This window comes from Tepidibacter thalassicus DSM 15285, assembly GCF_900129915.1.
GTDB lineage: Bacteria > Bacillota > Clostridia > Peptostreptococcales > Peptostreptococcaceae > Tepidibacter > Tepidibacter thalassicus.
The window spans coordinates 1-18,781 of record NZ_FQXH01000023.1 but is presented as its reverse complement, the minus strand read 5'-3'; the positions used below and the strand labels follow the sequence as shown (position 1 = coordinate 18,781).

Sequence of the window (18,781 nt, the reverse complement as noted above, 5' to 3'; positions counted from 1 at the left end):
CAGTAATGTATAAAATAGTAGTGTATCAATTTAAAATTAGAAAGGAAAATTAGATGTTTGGATATATTAGGATAAACAAGATGGAGTTAAAAGTAAGAGAATATTATACTTATAAAGGATATTATTGTGGACTTTGTAAATATCTTAAAAAAAATTTCGGAGAAATATCAAGATTTTCTTTAAATTACGATATTACTTTTTTGATAATATTACTATCTTCTATATATGAATTAAAATCTGAAATTACTAGGGAAAGATGTGTTGTAAATCCTATACAAAAAAACTTGAGAATAGTAAATGAAATTACAGAATATGCATCAAATATGAATATTATATTAACTTATAATAAATTAAAGGATAATGTAAAAGATGATAAAAGGATAAAAGATCGTATTTGCTATTTAATATATAAACATGTCTATAATAAAGCATATAATAAATACAGACAAAAATCAGATTATATAAGGAAAAAATTAAATGAATTGAATAATTTAGAAGAGAAAAATTGTATGGATATAGATAAAGTTTCAAACATATTTGCAGATATAATGGGGGAAATTTTTTGTTATAAGGAAGATGAGTATAAAAATATATTGAGAAATATAGGCTTTAACATAGGAAAATACATTTATATATTAGATGCTTATGAGGATTTAGAAGAAGATAATATTAAAAAAAGATTTAATCCTTTTATGGAATATATACAAAAAAAGGATGAACTTAAAATTAAAGTTGAAAATTTGCTATTGATGATACTGTCATTTATAGAAGAAGATATACAAAAGTTGAATATAAAAAACAATAAAGGTATTATAGAGAATATAATATATTCTGGAATGTACTTAAAATTTAGAAATACATTAGTAAAAGGAAGTGAAAAAAATGAAAAATCCATATGAAGTTTTGGGAATTAGAAAAGGAGCTAGTAAAGAAGAAGTGAAAAGAGCATATAAAAATTTAGCAAAAAAATACCATCCTGATAGATATTTAGATAATCCTTTATCACATCTTGCTGAAGAAAAATTTAAGGAAATAAATGAGGCTTATGAAACTATAATGAAAGAATTTGAGAATACACATTACAGTAATTATAGTGATTATAATCAAAATGATTTTAGCAAAGTAAGAGAATATATAAATAGAGGAGATTTTAACACTGCTAGAAATATTCTTTCTAGTATGAATGTTAGAAATAGCGAATGGTATTATTTAATGGGAATTACATTTATGAGACTTGGATTTTATAATCAAGGATATGATTTTATTAAAAAAGCACACTTTATGGAGCCTAATAATTTTGAATATAAAACTACTTATGAAAATATAGTAAATAGGCAAAGGGCGTACTCTTCTAAAACTTATGAATATAATAGAGAATCAGATATGTGTGACATTTGTGTGAAACTTTATTGTGCTGATTGTTGTTGTGAATGTTTGGGAGGAGATTTAATAAGCTGTTGTTAGGGGGATTATTATGAGTAAAAGGATAGCTTTTTTGGGAATGCTTTTAGGAATAAATCAGATTTTTTTGTTTTTTTCTAGTGTAATTCCAACTAATAGATTGTTTTTTTTAGCATTGTCATCTCTTCCAATTTCTTTGGTGATAATAGAGAATGATTTTAAGAGTGGAGTACTTTTTTACATAAGCTCTGTTTTACTTTCTTTTATAGTGGTTCCAAATAAAATACATTTAGCTATATATATATTATTTTTTGGTATATATGGATTGATAAAGTATATAATAGAGAAAAATAGAAATTTAGTTACAGAATACATATTAAAAATTTTAAGTTTTAATATGTTATTTTTTATAGGTTATTTTATAGTGAGAAATTTTGTTTTTGTAAAATTGAATATGGTTGTAATACTGGTCTTACAGGTGGTTTTTTTGATATATGATTATGCTTATGGAATTTTTATAAACTATTATTATGACAAAATAAAGGGAAATATGGGGTTATAAATCCCCATTTTCAATTGAGATACTGACACTAGGATCTAGATTATATATAACATCTTTTCTTTCTACTATGATTTTTGTGTGTTTTGAAAGATAAGGATCTTTTTTTATATTGCATAAAAGTTCTTTTGCGGGATTTATAGCTATAGGGTTTCCTACTCTTTTGAGCATTGTGAAGTCTCCATTGGTATCTCCATAAGCAAATGATTTTTCTAAATCTAAATTATATTTTTCTACGAATTTATCTATTGCTTTATCTTTGCTAGCTGAATCCCACATAGGTATAACTTTGCCTGTAAATATATCATTTTCAAATATATAATTGCTACCTATGTGGTCTGTTACATTGTATTTTTTAGCCATTTTTTTTACTAAGAAATTTGGGCTTCCAGATATAAATATAACTATGTGTCTGTTGTTTACGTGCCATTTTATTTTAGAACGGGTATATCTATATACTCTTTCGGCTTTCAAATTTATTACTTGTTCACTTGTAAAATCTATACTTTTTTTGCTAAGTCCTTTTATGGAACTTATGTATATATCTGCTAATTCTAGCAAATAATCATCGTAATTTCCTTGCCTTTTATCCCAATTTAAAAATGTTTTTTTAGTGTGAGAATGCCAAAGAGAAGGATCTATTATGTCGTATTTAATAAGTTTTTTGAAATGTTCAACCATTAATGAATCTCTATATAAAGTTCCATCAATATCGAAAAAAGCTGCTATTTTTTTCATAAAGTCACCACCTCGTATTATTTTGTTGTTTAAATTATTATATTATAGAGCGATGCTTTTTTTGAATTCTCTATCTTCGTTTAGAATTTCTACAAAACAATCTACTATGATAGGGTCAAATTGAGAATTTTTGTTTTTTATTAATATATCTATAGCTTGGTCTATATTGAATTTACTTCTGTAACATCTATCTGAAGTCATAGCATCAAATGCATCAGCGACAGCTATTATTTTAGATTCAAAAGGAATATCATTACCTTTAAGACCAAGGGGATAACCTTTACCATCTATTCTTTCGTGATGGAATCTTACCATATGTTTTATATTATTCATATAAGAAATTTTTTCTAAAATTTTGTATCCTTTTTCAGGATGGGTTTTTATTACGTTAAATTCTTCTTCAGTTAATTTTCCAGGTTTGTTTAGAATAGATTCAGGAATTCCTATTTTGCCTACATCGTGAATTAATGCTGCAACTTCAATTTCTCTTATATTTTTTAAATTAAGTTTTTGAGCAATTTTTTTAGAGTATTTAGCAACTCTTTTAGAGTGACCAACGGTATAGCTATCTTTTAATTCTAATGAAGTCATAATAGCTTCTATTATTTCTATATAATTTTTATTGTTTTCATCTATTTTTTCTTTTATCGTTTGAGAGAGATTGTTTACAGAGTTAGATAGTATATTTAATTCTTCAATTTTAGTATCTGAATTTAATTTAATACTATAGTTTCCCCTTGAAATTAAATTTATTTGATTTACAATAGATTTAATTTTAAAATTTATAGTTGAAGATATCTGGTTTGTGATATATAAAAAAACTAAAGACATAATAAAATATACTATTAAAAAAATAATGTGTATTTTGTAAAAATAGTTTTTAACATTATTTGCTTTTAATGTTATTTTTATAAAACCTATTGATTCATTATTGTTATTTTTTAGAGGAACATAAATTAAATTATGTATATCGGAATTTACATTTTCAGTTTGTACAAGTGCTAGACTTTTATAATTGTAAATATTTTTTATTAGATTTTCTATTTTTTCGGCATCTATTTCATCTGCAATTATTATGTATCCATTAGGTTTTTTAGATCCTAATCCGTCAAAAATAGGTGAAGACGATATTATGTAAAATTTGGAATTGAATTTTACTAAATCTGTATATTGTTTAGAATTTTTAAAAGTTAATTTTAAAGCATCTATTTTACTTAAATCAATATCTAAGTTGTGTTTGGAATAATTTGTAATAGTATTTTTGTTTTCGTCTAGTATGTAAATTAAATCATAGTTATATTGTTTTAAAAAGTAGTACAATAAATTATTATTAATCCAGTTTATATCTTTAGCTTTTACTGCATTGTATATTTCATCCCAGTAACAATTTTCAAGTAAAATATTAGATAAAGAATGTTTTTCGGTTTCTATTAGAGATTGTATTATACTTATTTGGCTTTCTTTATGTTTTTTTTCAATAGATAAAAAACTTTTATGTAAAAATAGTCTTGTTGAGATTGAGAAAATGCTAAAGAAAAATATTAAAATAATAATCATTATAAGTAAATAGTGCTTTTTTACATTCATATTATTTATCCTCTCTAGTAAAAATATTATATATTTAATATAATTGATTTGTAATAGTATTGAAACTATATTGTAATAATATTGTAACATTTTGTAGAATGTTTGGGAATAAGGGAATGTATGGCACGATTATAAAATTGGAAAAAATAATGGTTAGGAGATGATTAGATGGATTATTTGGTATTGATAATTGGATTTGTATTTTTAATAAAAGGAGCTGATTTTTTTGTAGATGGATCTTCGGCAATAGCAAAGAAATTCAAGGTTCCACCGATACTTATAGGGCTTACTATTGTAGCGTTTGGAACAAGTGCTCCAGAGTCAGCGGTAAGTATAAATGCTGCACTTAAGGGTTCTAATGAAATTGCTCTTGGAAATGTTGTGGGTTCTAATTTATTTAATTTTTTACTTGTAATAGGAATATCTTCTATAATAAATCCTATGAAGGTGCAAAAAGGAACTATATTAAAGGAATTTCCTTTTTCTATATTAACTTCGTTAGTTTTATTTATTCTTTGTGCTGATATATCACTGCAGGGAGCTAGTAATGATGTATTATCTAGAGCGGATGGGCTTATACTTTTATCTTTATTTTTGATATTTGTGTATTATCTTGTAGAGATGGCAATTCTTTCTAAAGAAGATTATAAAGAGGAAGTAAAAGATATATCTTTAGGTAAAAGTATAATAATTAGTATAGTTGGAATAATGGGAATAATACTTGGGTCAGAATGGGTGGTAGATTCAAGTTCTTCTATAGCTATAAAGTTTGGTATGAGTCAAAATTTGGTAGGACTTACTATTGTAGCAGTTGGAACATCTCTTCCTGAACTTGTAACATCTATTGTTGCGGCGTTTAAAAATGAAAGTGATATTGCGATGGGAAATGTTATAGGGTCTAATATGTTTAATTTGTTATTTGTACTTGGAATGTCGTCGGTTATAAGACCTATTTCTATAAATTCTGTTATATTTGTCGATATGATTTATCTTTTAATAGTTACTGTACTAACTTATATATTTGCTATAACAAAGAGAACTGTATATAGAGGAGAAGGAATGTTTTTGACATTGTCTTATGTGGCGTATATGGTATTTGTGATAATAAGAAATTAAAAAAATTTTCCCCACTTGTTTGAGTTAAAGTGGGGGAATTTTTTTATTCTTCTTCTTCATCTTCTTCGCAATAATAATCCATATCCATCATAGGGTTCATTCCCATAGGATACATACCCATTGGATGGTGCATACCCATCATAGGATATACATAAATCATATATGCCATAGGTTGCATCATGTTCATTTCATCCATATCCATCATAGGATACATTCCCATAGGGTACATACCCATCATAGGGTTCATTCCCATAGGATGCATACCCATCATCATTGGACACATATACTGCATACCCATCATAGGATTCATCATATCCATTTCGTATTTTTTATCTTTTTTATAATGATGCATAATCATACCTCCTGATATAATTTTTTTCTCTTCCATACATATATATTAATTAGAGAATAAAAATGTTACATAAAAATGTAATTTGGATTTTACTTGATTTAGAGTGTTTTTTATTTCAAGTATTTTTAATAGTTTGAAGGGTTGGAAGAAATTGCTTGGTATATTTTGTGGAATTTTATGGCCGAATTTGTTATAAATTTATATATGTGATAAATATATAAACGAAATATAGTTGCTTTTTATTCAATTAAGGTTATGACAAATTAATAAAAATGGAGGAGTTAATATGAAAAAAAGCTTTAAAGTAGTTATTGATGTAGAAATGAATGTTAATGAATTAACAATGAATGATGAGAAACTGAATGATTATGTAAAAAATGAAATTCTTTTACTTTTAGAAGATATTGATTTAAACACCTTAGAATGTTTTGGGTTAAAGAGAAAAAAATATAGTTCTATTATTGAGGAGGTAAATGAAGAAAAGATATACAATATTCAAAAAAATATAAAAATTAAAATAAAAGACATAGAGATAAAAGAAAAATAATATAAATTTACATATTAAATTGTCAAATATTGACTGTTTATAAATTGTATGGTATTATGAAAAAGTAAAATTTAATACTTAATTAGGTTAAGGGAAAGAGGTGAAAATCCTCTGCAGCCCCCGCTACTGTAAAGAAAGACGAAACCTAAATATGCCACCGCTATTTATTATTGTGGGAAGGTAAGGGAGTAGAATGAATTCTAAGCCAGGAAACCTGCCTAATTAGTTAGAAGTAAGCCTTCGGAGGGAAGGGTATTACTATGTAAATTTTATAGTATTTGTATAAATATTCCTAACCTAAAAAGGTTAGGTTTTTTTGTTAGGGGGATATTTTATGAAAAAAATATTAATTGCAGGAACAAATAGTGGAGTTGGAAAAACTACCATATCTATGGGTATAATGGCGGCACTTAAAAAAAGGGGTTTTAAAGTTCAACCTTATAAAGTTGGTCCTGATTATATTGATACTTCTTATCATACATTTATTACAGGAAGAAAATCTAGAAACTTAGATTCTTATATGCTAGATGATGAAGTAATAAAATATTTATTTATAAAAAATTCAAAAGAAGCTGATATTTGTGTAATAGAAGGAGTAATGGGACTTTTTGATGGATATGGTATAGATATTAATTCATGTACAAGCTCATATACTTCTAAAATACTAAAAGTTCCTGTAGTTTTAGTTATAGATGGAAAAACTATGGCAACATCAGCAGCTGCCATGGTTTTTGGGTATAAAAATTTAGATAAAGATGTTGATATAAAAGGGGTAATAGTAAATAACATATCTTCAAATGGGCATTTTAAAATAATAAAAGAAGCTATAGAAAAATATACTAACACTAAAGTATTGGGATATCTTCCAAAAAATCTAGAATTTTCTCTTCCATCAAGACATTTAGGGCTTATTCCAACACTTGAAATGGAAAAATTAGAAGAAAAATTTTCTAATTTGGCAGATGTAATTGAGGAGCATATAGATTTAGATGAATTATTAAAAATTTCTCAATCAGAAAATTTAAGATTAAATTACGGTATAAAAATACCTAAATATGATAACTTAACAATAGCCATGGCATACGATAAAGCATTTAATTTTTACTATTGGGATAGTATAGACTTACTTAAAGAAATGGGAGTAAATATAGTAACATTTAGTCCGCTTGAAGATAAATGTCTTCCAAAATGTAATGGAATATATATAGGAGGTGGATTTCCGGAGGTATTTGGTAGTGAGCTTGAAAAGAATGAAGAAATAAGAAAAGAAATAAAAAAAGCTCATCAAAAAAATATACCTATATATGCTGAGTGTGGAGGACTTATGTATTTAGGAGAAAAATTAATAGATAATGAAAATAATGAATATCAGATGGTAGGTATATTAAAGGGAAAAAGCATTATGACTAAATCTTTAAAGAGATTTGGATATTCCAAAGGAATTGCAATTGTTGATACAGTAATATCTAAAAAGGGAGAAATTGTACTTGGACATGAATTTCATCATTCTGAATTTATATCAGATGAAAAATGTGCTTATAAAATACTAAAAGAAAGAGATGGAGAAGTAGTAAAAGAGTGGATAGGTGGATATGTAAAGGGAAATACGCTTGCAACATATCTTCATACTCATTTTTACAGTGATTTAAATATACCTATTAACTTTTTAAATAAGGCGGTAGAGAATATATGAATATAGTTTCAACTTATGTTGGATATGTATTAGATATTATATTTGGAGATCCTTATTGTTTGCCTCATCCAGTAATATATATAGGAAAACTCATAAAATTTATAGAAAATAGTATAAGAAATATTACAAAGAGTAGAATGGGACTTAAAATGGGTGGTTTTGTACTAAATTTTGTAGTTGTAATTATAACTTACCTTACAACTTATTTTATATTGAAAATATCTAAAGGTATAAATTATTATTTTTATATAATTTTAAATACATTAATTATATACACAACACTTGCAACTAAATGCTTAAAAGATGAAGCTGTTAAAATATATAATGTTTTAAAGGAAGGAGATATAACAAAAGCTAGAAAACAATTATCTTACATAGTAGGAAGAGATACACAAAGTCTTTCAAAAAATGAAATTATAAGGGCTGTAGTTGAAACTGTTGCAGAAAACACTGTAGATGGAATAATATCACCTATGTTTTATTTATTTATAGGGGGTGCACCTCTTGCCATGGCATACAAAGCAGTAAATACATTAGATTCCATGATTGGATATAAAAATGAAAAATATATAGATATAGGGTTTGCATCTGCAAAGATTGATGATATTGCAAATTTCATACCTGCTAGAATTACAGCTTTTGTAATGGCTTTATCTTCTATGTTTTTAGGATTTGATTACAAAAACTCTATAAAAATAGCAATAAGAGATAGAAAAAATCATAAAAGTCCAAACTGTGCATATCCTGAAGGAGCAGTTGCAGGGGCTTTAGGGATAAGACTTGGAGGTACTAATTATTATTTTGGGGAAAAGGTTTATAAACCAACAATAGGAGATAAACTTAGAGAAATAGATGAAGAAGATATAATAAAAACTAATAAAATAATGTATTTAACTTCATTTTTAAGCTTAGTTATATTTTCAATAGTATACATTGTAATTGAGAGGTGTTTTTTTAGATGATAAATCTTGGCCATGGTGCAGATGTAGCTAGTATGATGTTAAAATACGGAAAAAGAGAAAATATATTAGATTTTAGTTCAAATATAAATCCTTATATACCTGAAAATATAGATAAGTACATACTAGAAGGGCTTAATTTAAGCACTAAATATCCAGATGTTGAATATTTGAATTTAAGAAAAAATATAGGGAATTATCTAGATTTAGATTATGAATATATAATACCAGGGAATGGGGCTAGTGAAATAATATATTTACTTATGAAAGTATTAGATGGACCAGTTGGTATTGTAAATCCAACATTTTCAGAATATGAGAGAGCTGCAAAAATCAATAATAAAAAGGTAATAGATTTATATTTTGGTAAAAATTTTGAATTAGATATTAATAGTATAAAAGAGAATATAAATAAATTTAAATCTTTATTTATATGCAATCCAAATAATCCAAGTGGAAACGTAGAAAGTTTAATTGAAGTTCTTGAAATATTAAAGAAAAAAAACAAATTTTTAATAGTAGATGAAACTTTTATGGAATTTGTCTATCAAAATGAAAAATATACATTAGTAAATTTAATAAAAGAGTACGACAACTTATTTATAATAAAAGCTATTACAAAATTTTTCGGTCTTCCTGGAATTAGACTTGGATATGGAATAACTAGTAATAAAAATATAATCAGTAAAATCTGGGAGTATAAAGAGCCATGGACTGTAAATTCTTTTGCTGAAAATATATGCGGTTACATATTTAAAGATAAAAAATACATAGAAAGAACTAAAAACTATTTTAGAAAAGAAATAAAATTTATGATAGAAAATTTAAATAAAATAAAGAATATAGAGGTATTTGAAAGTAGTACAAACTTTATACTTTTGAAGTTAAAAAAATATAATTCAAGTTATATAAAGGAGAAATTATTTGTAGAAAAAAACATATTAATAAGAGATGCATCTAATTTTAAGGGACTTGATACAAGTTATATAAGAGTTGCAGTTAAAAAAAGAGAAGAGAATGAAGTTTTAATAAATGCACTAAAAGAAATATTGGGGGTATAATATGAGGCATTTTGGAATTTGCCCAGGCTCATGTGGAGAATTCATACAAGGAATTTTAGAAGATAGTGAGTATTTAGTATCTTATGCAGTAAACATTTATTCTAAAGCCCAGATTGAAGAAAGAAAAAATAATATAAGAAAAGGTCCATATAAAGCGAGAAAAGCTTTGCAAGAAGTTTTTAAATATTTCAATTTAGATGTAGAAGATACTAAAAATATATCTTTGATTGTAAATAGTGATATTCCAATAGGGAAAGGAATGGCAAGTTCCACTGCTGATATAGGAGCAACAATAAAAGCTACTTTGAGTTTTTTAGGAAAAGAGTTAGACTCACATGAAATTTCAAAAATAGCAGCAAAAGTTGAACCAACAGATTCTATATTTATGGAAAATAATTGTATTTTTAATCCGTTAAAAGGAGAAGTTTTAAAAAAATTAGGGTATATAGATGGAATAAGGATATTAGTTTTAGAACCAGATGAAAAATTAAATACACAGAGCATAAGGAGAGAGAATAACTATTTTTTAAAAAAACAATTTAACAAGGAAAAAATAAAAGAGGCTTTTGAAATGTTAGAGGAGGGTTTTAAAAAAAATGATTTAAAATTAGTAGGAAAAGCATCGACAATCAGTTCGCTATTAAATGAAAATATTCATAAAAAAGATGGACTAAAAGATATTATAAAAATAACTGAAGAATTTGGAGCTTATGGAGTAAATATAGCTCATAGTGGGACTGTTATAGGAATTATTTTAGATAAAGAAATGAATTATAAAAAACTTGAAGAAAAATTGATTTTAAAAAAGTTAAACAAAAAATATAAAAGAATGTACTCTTTAGATGTAATAAGAGGAGGGGTGAAATGAATTATATAAAAAATCCTAGAGAAATAGAAGTGAAAAGCTTTGAAATAATAGGAGAAATAATAAAAGAAACTAGACCAAATTATAAATTTAAAAATGATATCGAGGAGAAAATAATTAAAAGATGTATACATACAACTGCTGATTTTGACTATTTAGATATACTTAAAATTTCTAAAGGTGCAATTGACAAGATTATTGACAGTTTAAAATCTAATGCAATTATATATACAGATACTAATATGGCTTTATCGGGAATAAACAAAAGAAAACTAAATGAGTTAGGTTGTAATATTAAATGCTTTGTAGCTGATGAAGAAGTTGCAAAAATAGCTAAAGAAAAAAGAATAACAAGATCCATGGCAGCAGTAGAATTAGCTGCAAAAGAAAAGGGGAGAAAAATATTTGTAATAGGAAATGCACCAACAGCACTTTATAAAATACTTGAAATGAAAGAAGAAGGAAAACTAGACGTAGATGCAGTTGTAGGAGTTCCAGTGGGGTTTGTAGGAGCAGCAGAATCTAAAGATGAACTTGAAAAAAGTGATATTCCATATATTTTATCTAAAGGAAGAAAAGGTGGGAGTAATTTAGCTGCTGCTATTGTTAATGCTGTGCTTTATAGTATTTAGAATAAGAGGGATAAATATGGAAAAGTATGTATACATAGATGGAAAAAAATATAGAAGGGGCTACACCACAGGATCAACTGCAACTGGTGCTGCAAAGGCTGCTGCTCTTATGGCGCTTAATAATAAGTTAGTAGAATATGTAGAAATAGATACACCAAGGGGAGTAAAACTTAATTTAAAAGTAGAAAATCAATCATTTAGAAAAAATGAAGCTGTTGCATCTGTTAAAAAAGACGGTGGAGATGATAAAGACGTTACCCATGGCATAGATATATTTGCAAAGGTTATTATTAATAACAGTGGAAAAATAACTATAGATGGAGGTATAGGAGTAGGGAGAGTTACTAAAAAAGGACTTAATATTCCTATAGGGGATGCTGCTATTAATAAAGTTCCTAGACAGATGATAGAAAAAGAGGTAAGAAAAGTTGTAAATGATTTAGGAGCAGATATTATTATATACATTCCTAAAGGAGAAGAGATAGCTAAGAAGACATTTAATCCAAGACTTGGAATAGAAGGTGGTATATCTATAATTGGAACTAGTGGAATAGTTGAACCTATGTCAGAAGAAGGCTGGAAAAAATCTCTTTCTATTGAACTTAAAATGAAAAGAGAACAGGGAATGAAAAATATAATATTAGTTCCGGGAAACCATGGAGAGAATTTTGTAGAGGAAGTTTTGAATATAGATTTAAAAAATGTAGTTAGAACTAGTAATTTCATAGGGTATATGTTAAAAGAAGCTGAGAGATTCGAATTTAAAAAAATACTTTTAGTAGGACATTTAGGAAAGTTTGTTAAACTAGCTGGAGGTATTTTTCATACTCATAGCAAAATGGCAGATTGTAGAATGGAAATATTAATAACACATTTAGCATTAATGGGTGCTCCTAAAGAGTTTTTGAGAGAAATATATATTTGTCCTACAACTGAAGCTGCAATTGAGCTTATAAAAGGGAGCGGATATGAAGATGTCTATAATATTATAGCGAACAAAGGAAAAGAAAAGGTTTTACAAAGGTTGGATAAAAATATAGAAGTAGAAATGATTATATTCTCTATGGAGCTTAATATACTTGGGAAAAGCACTGGTGCAGATAATCTTTTGGAGGTATTTAAATGATAAATATAATTGGAATAGGGCCAGGAGATATAGGACTTTTAACTAAAGAAGGAGAAAGGTTAATAAATGCTAGTGATGTATTAATAGGAGGAACTAGAAATTTAGAAATTTTTAGTGATTTTAAAGGGGAAAAAATCGAGATTAAAGGGAGCTTAAGAGATATTATTGATTACATAAATGAAAATAAACATAAGAATATATCGCTAATAGCATCGGGTGATCCTAGTATTTATGGTATAGGAAAGTATATGGTTAGTGAGCTTGGAAAAGAAAATATAAATATTGTTTCGGGGATAAGCTCAATTCAATATTTATTTTCAAAAATAAAAATGGATATGAATGATATTTATATAAGTAGTTGCCATGGCAAAGAGCCTGATTTTGATTATATTTTATCTCATAAAAAAGTTTCTTTAGTTACAGATAAAAAAATAGGGCCAAAGGAAATAGCAAAAGAAATAATAAAAAGAAATTTAAAAAAGGTTATGGTAATTGGAGAAAACTTATCTTATGAAAATGAAAGAATAACAATAGGTACTCCTGAAGATATACTTAAAATAAACAATTTTGATATGAATGTAGTGGTGATATATGATGAAGGATAGTCAGTTTTTAAGAGGAAAAGTTCCAATGACAAAAGAGGAAATAAGAATACTATCTTTAGAAAAATTAAATCTAGAAAATGCAAAAACATTCTTAGATGTTGGTGGAGGGACGGGTAGTATAAGTATAGAAGCAGCTTTAAAAAATAAAAATTTAGAAATACATACTATAGAGAGAAATGAAGAAGCCATAGAGCTTATAAATAAAAATATAGAAAAGTTTAATATAAAAAATATAAAAGTGATTAAAGATTATGCTCCAGTAGATAACTTTAATGAAAAAATAGATTCTGCTTTTATAGGAGGAAGTGGAGGAAATTTAAGAGAAATAATAGTGTGGCTTAAGAATTTATTAAATGATAATGGAGTATTAGTTATAAATTGTATAACACTTGAAACTTTAAATAAAGCCTTAGAAATACTTAGTAAAGAAGGATTTGAAGATATAGAGTGTATACAGGTATCAATATCAAGGCTTGAAAAACTTGGAAAAGGAAATTATTTTAAGCCTTTAAATCCAACATATATAATTTCGTGTAAAAGGGGTAGATAATATGAAGATACATTTTGTAGGAGCAGGACCAGGAGATAAAGAACTTATAACTTTAAAAGGATACAAATTATTAAGTGAGGCTGATGTAGTAATATATGCAGGTTCTCTTGTAAACCCAGAGATTCTTGATTACTGTAAAGAGGGTTGTGAAATACACAATAGTGCATATATGAATTTAGGAGAAATAATTGATGTAATGGAAAAGGGGGTAAAGGAAGGAAAATGCGTAGTTAGACTTCAAACTGGTGATTTTTCAATATATGGATCAATAAGAGAACAAGTTGAAGAACTTGCTAAAAGAGGAATAGGGTATACTTGTACACCAGGAGTTAGTTCTTTTTTAGGAGCATCATCTGCACTTGGAGTTGAATATACTGTTCCAGAAATATCTCAAAGTTTAATAATAACTAGAATGGAAGGAAGAACTCCAGTGCCACCAAAAGAATCAATAGAGTCTTTTGCTACACATCAAACTTCTATGGTAATATTTTTATCTGTTCAGGAAATAGACAAGGTAGTAAAAAGACTTATTGATGGTGGATATAGCGAAACAACTCCTATTGCTGTTGTTTATAAAGCTACATGGAAGAATCAGAAAATAGTTAAAGGGACTTTAAAGGATATAGTACCTAAGGTAAAAGAAGAAGGAATAAATAAAACCGCACTTATAATGGTAGGAAATTTTTTAGGAGAAGAATATAATTATTCAAAATTATATGATAAGGATTTTAAGCATGAATACAGAAAATAGAATAGCAGTAATATCTCTAACTTCTAATGGTAAAAACTTAGCTTTAAAAATTAAAAGTTATTTAGGTGCTGATATATATGTTTTAAGGAAATTTTGGGAACAAGGATTAAAAGAGATAAATAAAAGTTTTAAAGAATTTATAGGGGATATATTTTATAAGTACGATTATTTAATATTTATAATGGCTATTGGAATAGTAGTGAGAAGTATTTCTAAATACATAGAAGACAAGACAAAAGACCCTGCTGTAATTGTACTTGATGAAAAAGGTAAAAATGTAATAAGCCTTTTATCAGGTCATATAGGAGGGGCTAATGAAATGACAATCAAAATAAGTGAATACTTAAATTCAAATCCAGTGATAACAACAGCTACAGATGTGAATGATAAAGGTTCACTTGATTTAATAGCTAAAAAAATAAATGGGTATATAGATAATTTTAAACAAAATGTTAAGTACATAAATTCGCTTTTGGTAGAAAATAAAAAAGTTGGAATATATATGGATGAATATTTTGATGTAGATACAAGAGGGTTTGTAAAAGTAGATAGTATTAATAATGTAAAATATTTAGATGCACTGGTTTATATAACTAATAAAAAAAATATAGATTTAGAATTTAATAATTTAGTAAAAGTAGTTCCTAAAAATTTAGTACTGTCAGTAGGTTGTAGAAAAAATACAGATTTTAATTTGTTATATGAATCACTACTAAATTTTTTAGATAAAAACAATATAGATATTAACTCTATAAGTGAAATAGGAAGTGTTGATGTAAAAAAAGATGAAAAAGCAATAATAGATTTATCTAGAAAATTAAATATCCCATTTAAAGTTGTCAGTAGAGATGAAATATTAAAAATAGAAGATAAATTTTCTAAATCTGAGTTTGTTAAAAAATCTATAGGGGTATATTCGGTAGTAGAGCCTGTTGCCTATGTATTAAGTGGTGGTAATTTGATTTTAAATAAAACAATATACAAAGGAATAACTTTTGGATTGGGGAGATTAAAATGATTTATGTAGTAGGAATAGGACCAGGAAAAAAAGAATTAATGACTTTTGAGGCTGTGAATGCACTTAATGAAAGTGAAGTTATAGTGGGATATAAGACATATATAGATTTAATAAAAGAATTTATAAAAGATAAAGAAGTAGTTCAAAATGGAATGCGTGGAGAAATACAAAGATGTAAAGATGCAATTAAAAAAGCTAAAGAAGGAAAAAAAGTTGCAGTAATAAGCAGTGGAGATAGTGGAATATACGGAATGGCAGGACTTATACTTGAACTTATAACTAAAGAAAATTTAGATATTGAGATTAAGATAGTTCCTGGAGTTACAGCAAGCATAGGAGCAGCGGCAGTGCTTGGAGCACCTATTATGCATGATTTTTGTCATATAAGTTTAAGCGATCTTTTAACGCCATGGGATGTAATTCAAAAGAGATTAAAACTTGCGGCAGAAGCTGATTTTGTTATATGTCTTTATAATCCTAGAAGTAAAGGAAGAAAAGATCATTTACAAAAAGCATTTGAAATAATAGGTGAATTTAAAAGTGGAGATATACCAGTAGGAATAGTAAAAAATGTAGGAAGAGAAGGAGAATTTAAGCAAATAGTTAAATTTAAGGATATAGATTTTGAAACGGTAGATATGACTACTATTGTTATAATAGGAAACAAATCTACATATGTATATGAAGATAAAATGATAACACCAAGAGGTTATGTTCTATGATATTAGTTTTAGGAGGAACTAGTGATAGCTTAAGGGTATGTAAATTGTTGAATGAAAATAACAAAAAATTTATATTATCAGTTGCAACTGATTATGGAAAAGAAATTTCAAAAGAGTACTGTAATAATATTGTTATTGGAAAAATGAATTTAGATGATATGATAAGTTTTATCAGAAAAAATAATATTGTTAGTATTATAGATTGTACACATCCGTATGCTGAAGAAGTTTCTAAAAATGCAGTAAATGCATCTGAAAAATTAAATATAAAATATTTAAGATATGAAAGACCTTCTAGTGAAATATTAGAAAGTGAGAATATATTTAAAGTAAATAGTATAGAAGAAGCTTGTGAAGTTGCTAGTGAAATAGGAAATAAAGTATTTTTAGCTACAGGGAGTAAAAATTTAGAATATTTTGTTGGAAATTTAAAAAATAAAGAAGTAGTAGTAAGAGTTCTTCCCACGTCTTCTGTTTTAAAATCTTGTGAAGATTTAGGATTAAAACCAGAAAATGTAGTAGCTATGAAAGGGCCTTTTTCCTATGAAATTAATAAAGCGTTATACAGTTTTTATAATGTAGATTTAGTTATTACAAAAGAGAGTGGAGTCGAGGGTGGATTTGAAGAAAAATTAAAAGCAAGTTTAGATTTAAATATAAAAACTATAGTAATAATGAGACCTAAAGTAAAATATCCAGATGTAGTCTTTAGTATTGAAGAATTGAAAAATAAAATAATGCATTCTCTTTAGATATTGGAGGGTAAGTTATGAGAGTAGCAGTTATAGGGGTTAACCATAATACAGCTCCTATAAAAATAAGGGAAAAAGTATCTTTTACGGAATCAAAAAAGATAGAAGGAGCTAATTTTTTATTAGACCATGGCATAAAGGAAGTAATTATACTTTCAACATGTAATAGAAGTGAGATATATATAGTTGCTAAAGATATAGAGGAAAAAATAGAAGTAGTAAAAGACTTTTATGAACATTTCTTTGATGAAAAAGGAATAAAAGAATATTTATTTGATAAAAAACATGAAGAAGCAATAAATCATATATATACTGTATCATCAGGACTTGATTCTATAGTTCTTGGAGAAGATCAAATACTTGGACAAGTAAAAGAAGCACTTTTGTTTTCAATGGAGCTTGGACTTAGTGGAAAAATTTTAAACAAGCTATTCAGAGAAGCTGTAACTACTGCTAAAAATATAAAAAACAAAACAAAAATATCAGAAAATCCGTTATCTATAAGTTATATAGGAATTAAGTTTTTAAAGGAGAAACTATGTTCACTTAAAAATAAAAAAGCTCTCGTGATAGGTGTAGGGAAGATGAGTAAACTTGCACTTAAGCATTTGCTTGAGGAAGATTTAAATGAGATTTATATGACTAATAGATCGCACAAAAAGGTTCTTGACTTAAGTAATGAATTTCCAAGAGTTAAACCTATTGAATATGAAAAAAGATATGAAGTAATGAAAAATGTTGATGTGGTAGTTACAGCAACAGCTTCTCCTCACACTATAATAAAAAAAGAGGATATGCCTAAAGTTAATAGAAAACTTTATATAATGGATATAGCACTACCGAGAGATGTGGAAGAAGGTGTAAATAATTTAGAAAATGTATATGTTTATGATATAGACGATCTTAAAAAAATATCAAATGAAAATGAAAAGAAAAGAATTGAACTTTCAAAAATTGCAAGAGATATAATTGATGAAAGTATAGAAGAATTTTTGGAATGGATGAAAAGTATAAAAGTAGACCCTACTATAAAATCATTAAATGAAAAATGCAGTGAAATAGAAAAGGATACTTTGGAATATATATACAGGAAATTAGATTTAAATTCAAGAGAAAGGAAAATAATAGAAAAAATGTTAGGTTCAGCTCTTAAAAGACTTGTAAGAGAACCAATTATAAAATTAAAAGAAACTAAAGATGAAGGAAAATTACAAGAGTATATGAATATGATTGAGGAGCTCTTTGGATTTTAGGTGATATTAACAGTTAAATAAAATCTGAAAAAACATATAAGAATCTATTGACTATTTTATACATTAGATTTGATGATAATAGTTCATGTTTTTTCTGCTAAGCTTTATGGTAGTAGAAGTTATAATCAGAAAAAAATAAAAAAAGTGGTAAAGGAGTTTTTGAAGATGGGGTTCAAGAAGAAAAATGAAAATAGTATTATACTATGCAAAAAAATTCAAATATATCCTACAAAAGAACAAATAGCAGATATAGAAAGAGATAGTTTTTTATGTAAACTCCTTTATAACACTTATTTAGCTCAAAGAAAAGAATATTATACTTGTTACAATAAAAACATGAAAATGTCAGAACAGCGAAGTCAAATTAAGTTACTTCGTAAGCAAAATACAGATTATGCAAAAGTATATGCAAAACATCTTCATGCAGTTTGTATGGATTTAGCAGTAGATTATGATAATTGTGTTAAAAAAAGAAGCAAAGGAGAAAAAACTAG

22 protein-coding genes and 1 riboswitch are annotated in these 18,781 nt (G+C 26.6%); of the genes, 19 read left to right on the top strand and 3 right to left on the bottom strand.

The window, feature by feature from the left end:
- The first annotated feature begins 53 nt into the window (after positions 1 to 53).
- The 3 genes from BUA19_RS09140 to BUA19_RS09130 are packed head-to-tail and all read left to right on the top strand — an operon-like array spanning position 54 to position 1,963.
- Complete coding sequence (locus BUA19_RS09140; RefSeq protein WP_072725844.1) at positions 54 to 899, top strand: DUF5685 family protein; 846 nt, start codon at positions 54 to 56, stop codon at positions 897 to 899.
- Complete coding sequence (locus BUA19_RS12035) at positions 883 to 1,464, top strand: J domain-containing protein (protein WP_072725842.1); 582 nt, start codon at positions 883 to 885, stop codon at positions 1,462 to 1,464. Before BUA19_RS09140 ends, BUA19_RS12035 begins: the two co-directional genes overlap by 17 nt.
- A gap of 10 nt (positions 1,465 to 1,474) precedes the next feature.
- Positions 1,475 to 1,963 carry a hypothetical protein gene (locus BUA19_RS09130; protein ID WP_072725832.1) on the top strand — a complete coding sequence of 163 codons (489 nt, stop codon included), beginning with the start codon at positions 1,475 to 1,477 and terminating at the stop codon, positions 1,961 to 1,963.
- Here BUA19_RS09130 and BUA19_RS09125 read toward each other — a convergent pair.
- On the bottom strand, positions 1,958 to 2,698 hold the full coding sequence (locus BUA19_RS09125) for an HAD family hydrolase (RefSeq protein WP_072725831.1): 741 nt from the start codon (positions 2,696 to 2,698) through the stop codon (positions 1,958 to 1,960). The two genes, BUA19_RS09130 and BUA19_RS09125, sit on opposite strands and share 6 nt — an antisense overlap.
- A 42-nt stretch (positions 2,699 to 2,740) precedes the next feature.
- Positions 2,741 to 4,285, bottom strand: a complete 1,545-nt coding sequence (locus BUA19_RS09120) for an HD domain-containing phosphohydrolase (protein ID WP_072725829.1) — start codon at positions 4,283 to 4,285, stop codon at positions 2,741 to 2,743.
- Positions 4,286 to 4,453: 168 nt separating this feature from the next.
- Here BUA19_RS09120 and BUA19_RS09115 point away from each other — a divergent pair, with 168 nt between their 5' ends.
- Positions 4,454 to 5,401 carry a calcium/sodium antiporter gene (locus BUA19_RS09115; RefSeq protein ID WP_072725827.1) on the top strand — a complete coding sequence of 316 codons (948 nt, stop codon included), beginning with the start codon at positions 4,454 to 4,456 and terminating at the stop codon, positions 5,399 to 5,401.
- A gap of 43 nt (positions 5,402 to 5,444) precedes the next feature.
- On the opposite strand, the gene BUA19_RS09110 is transcribed toward BUA19_RS09115, so the two are convergent.
- Positions 5,445 to 5,753 (bottom strand): hypothetical protein, encoded by a 309-nt coding sequence (locus tag BUA19_RS09110; RefSeq protein ID WP_072725825.1) that lies wholly within the window; start codon positions 5,751 to 5,753, stop codon positions 5,445 to 5,447.
- Between the two features lie 286 nt (positions 5,754 to 6,039).
- Between BUA19_RS09110 and BUA19_RS09105 the strand changes: the two genes are divergently transcribed.
- The 15 genes from BUA19_RS09105 to BUA19_RS09035 form a co-directional block, all read left to right on the top strand.
- On the top strand, positions 6,040 to 6,300 hold the full coding sequence (locus tag BUA19_RS09105) for a hypothetical protein (RefSeq protein ID WP_072725824.1): 261 nt from the start codon (positions 6,040 to 6,042) through the stop codon (positions 6,298 to 6,300).
- 67 nt (positions 6,301 to 6,367) lie between these two features.
- Positions 6,368 to 6,536: riboswitch (cobalamin riboswitch) on the top strand.
- Positions 6,537 to 6,634: 98 nt separating this feature from the next.
- Positions 6,635 to 7,993, top strand: a complete 1,359-nt coding sequence (locus BUA19_RS09100) for a cobyrinate a,c-diamide synthase (protein WP_072725822.1) — start codon at positions 6,635 to 6,637, stop codon at positions 7,991 to 7,993.
- A complete protein-coding gene (locus BUA19_RS09095) occupies positions 7,990 to 8,955 on the top strand; it encodes a cobalamin biosynthesis protein (protein ID WP_072725821.1) in 966 nt (321 codons plus the stop codon). The genes BUA19_RS09100 and BUA19_RS09095 overlap by 4 nt, the downstream gene beginning before the upstream one ends.
- Positions 8,952 to 10,013 (top strand): pyridoxal phosphate-dependent aminotransferase, encoded by a 1,062-nt coding sequence (locus tag BUA19_RS09090; RefSeq protein ID WP_072725819.1) that lies wholly within the window; start codon positions 8,952 to 8,954, stop codon positions 10,011 to 10,013. The genes BUA19_RS09095 and BUA19_RS09090 overlap by 4 nt, the downstream gene beginning before the upstream one ends.
- 1 nt (position 10,014) lies before the next feature.
- Positions 10,015 to 10,881 (top strand): GHMP family kinase ATP-binding protein, encoded by an 867-nt coding sequence (locus tag BUA19_RS09085; protein ID WP_072725818.1) that lies wholly within the window; start codon positions 10,015 to 10,017, stop codon positions 10,879 to 10,881.
- Positions 10,878 to 11,510, top strand: a complete 633-nt coding sequence (locus tag BUA19_RS09080; protein ID WP_072725816.1) for a cobalt-precorrin-8 methylmutase — start codon at positions 10,878 to 10,880, stop codon at positions 11,508 to 11,510. The genes BUA19_RS09085 and BUA19_RS09080 overlap by 4 nt, the downstream gene beginning before the upstream one ends.
- A gap of 16 nt (positions 11,511 to 11,526) precedes the next feature.
- Positions 11,527 to 12,636 (top strand): cobalt-precorrin-5B (C(1))-methyltransferase CbiD, encoded by a 1,110-nt coding sequence (gene cbiD / locus BUA19_RS09075; protein ID WP_072725814.1) that lies wholly within the window; start codon positions 11,527 to 11,529, stop codon positions 12,634 to 12,636.
- Positions 12,633 to 13,241: a cobalt-precorrin-7 (C(5))-methyltransferase gene (locus BUA19_RS09070; RefSeq protein WP_072725812.1), complete on the top strand. Its 609-nt coding sequence runs from the start codon at positions 12,633 to 12,635 to the stop codon at positions 13,239 to 13,241. Before cbiD ends, BUA19_RS09070 begins: the two co-directional genes overlap by 4 nt.
- A complete protein-coding gene (locus tag BUA19_RS09065) occupies positions 13,228 to 13,791 on the top strand; it encodes a decarboxylating cobalt-precorrin-6B (C(15))-methyltransferase (protein ID WP_330389067.1) in 564 nt (187 codons plus the stop codon). Before BUA19_RS09070 ends, BUA19_RS09065 begins: the two co-directional genes overlap by 14 nt.
- Before the next feature lies 1 nt (position 13,792).
- The gene (locus tag BUA19_RS09060; protein ID WP_072725808.1) at positions 13,793 to 14,542 is read left to right on the top strand and encodes a cobalt-precorrin-4 methyltransferase; all 750 of its coding nucleotides are present in this window, start codon (positions 13,793 to 13,795) and stop codon (positions 14,540 to 14,542) included.
- Entirely contained in the window at positions 14,526 to 15,560 is a 1,035-nt protein-coding gene (gene cbiG, locus BUA19_RS09055) for a cobalt-precorrin 5A hydrolase (RefSeq protein WP_072725806.1), read from the top strand. Before BUA19_RS09060 ends, cbiG begins: the two co-directional genes overlap by 17 nt.
- Positions 15,557 to 16,282: a precorrin-3B C(17)-methyltransferase gene (gene cobJ / locus BUA19_RS09050; protein ID WP_072725804.1), complete on the top strand. Its 726-nt coding sequence runs from the start codon at positions 15,557 to 15,559 to the stop codon at positions 16,280 to 16,282. Before cbiG ends, cobJ begins: the two co-directional genes overlap by 4 nt.
- Positions 16,279 to 17,034: a cobalt-precorrin-6A reductase gene (locus BUA19_RS09045; RefSeq protein ID WP_072725802.1), complete on the top strand. Its 756-nt coding sequence runs from the start codon at positions 16,279 to 16,281 to the stop codon at positions 17,032 to 17,034. The genes cobJ and BUA19_RS09045 overlap by 4 nt, the downstream gene beginning before the upstream one ends.
- A gap of 17 nt (positions 17,035 to 17,051) precedes the next feature.
- On the top strand, positions 17,052 to 18,287 hold the full coding sequence (hemA, locus tag BUA19_RS09040) for a glutamyl-tRNA reductase (RefSeq protein ID WP_072725801.1): 1,236 nt from the start codon (positions 17,052 to 17,054) through the stop codon (positions 18,285 to 18,287).
- Between the two features lie 165 nt (positions 18,288 to 18,452).
- Positions 18,453 to 18,781, top strand: a 329-nt coding sequence (locus BUA19_RS09035; protein WP_143145416.1) for a helix-turn-helix domain-containing protein, incomplete at its 3' end; no start/stop codon positions are given.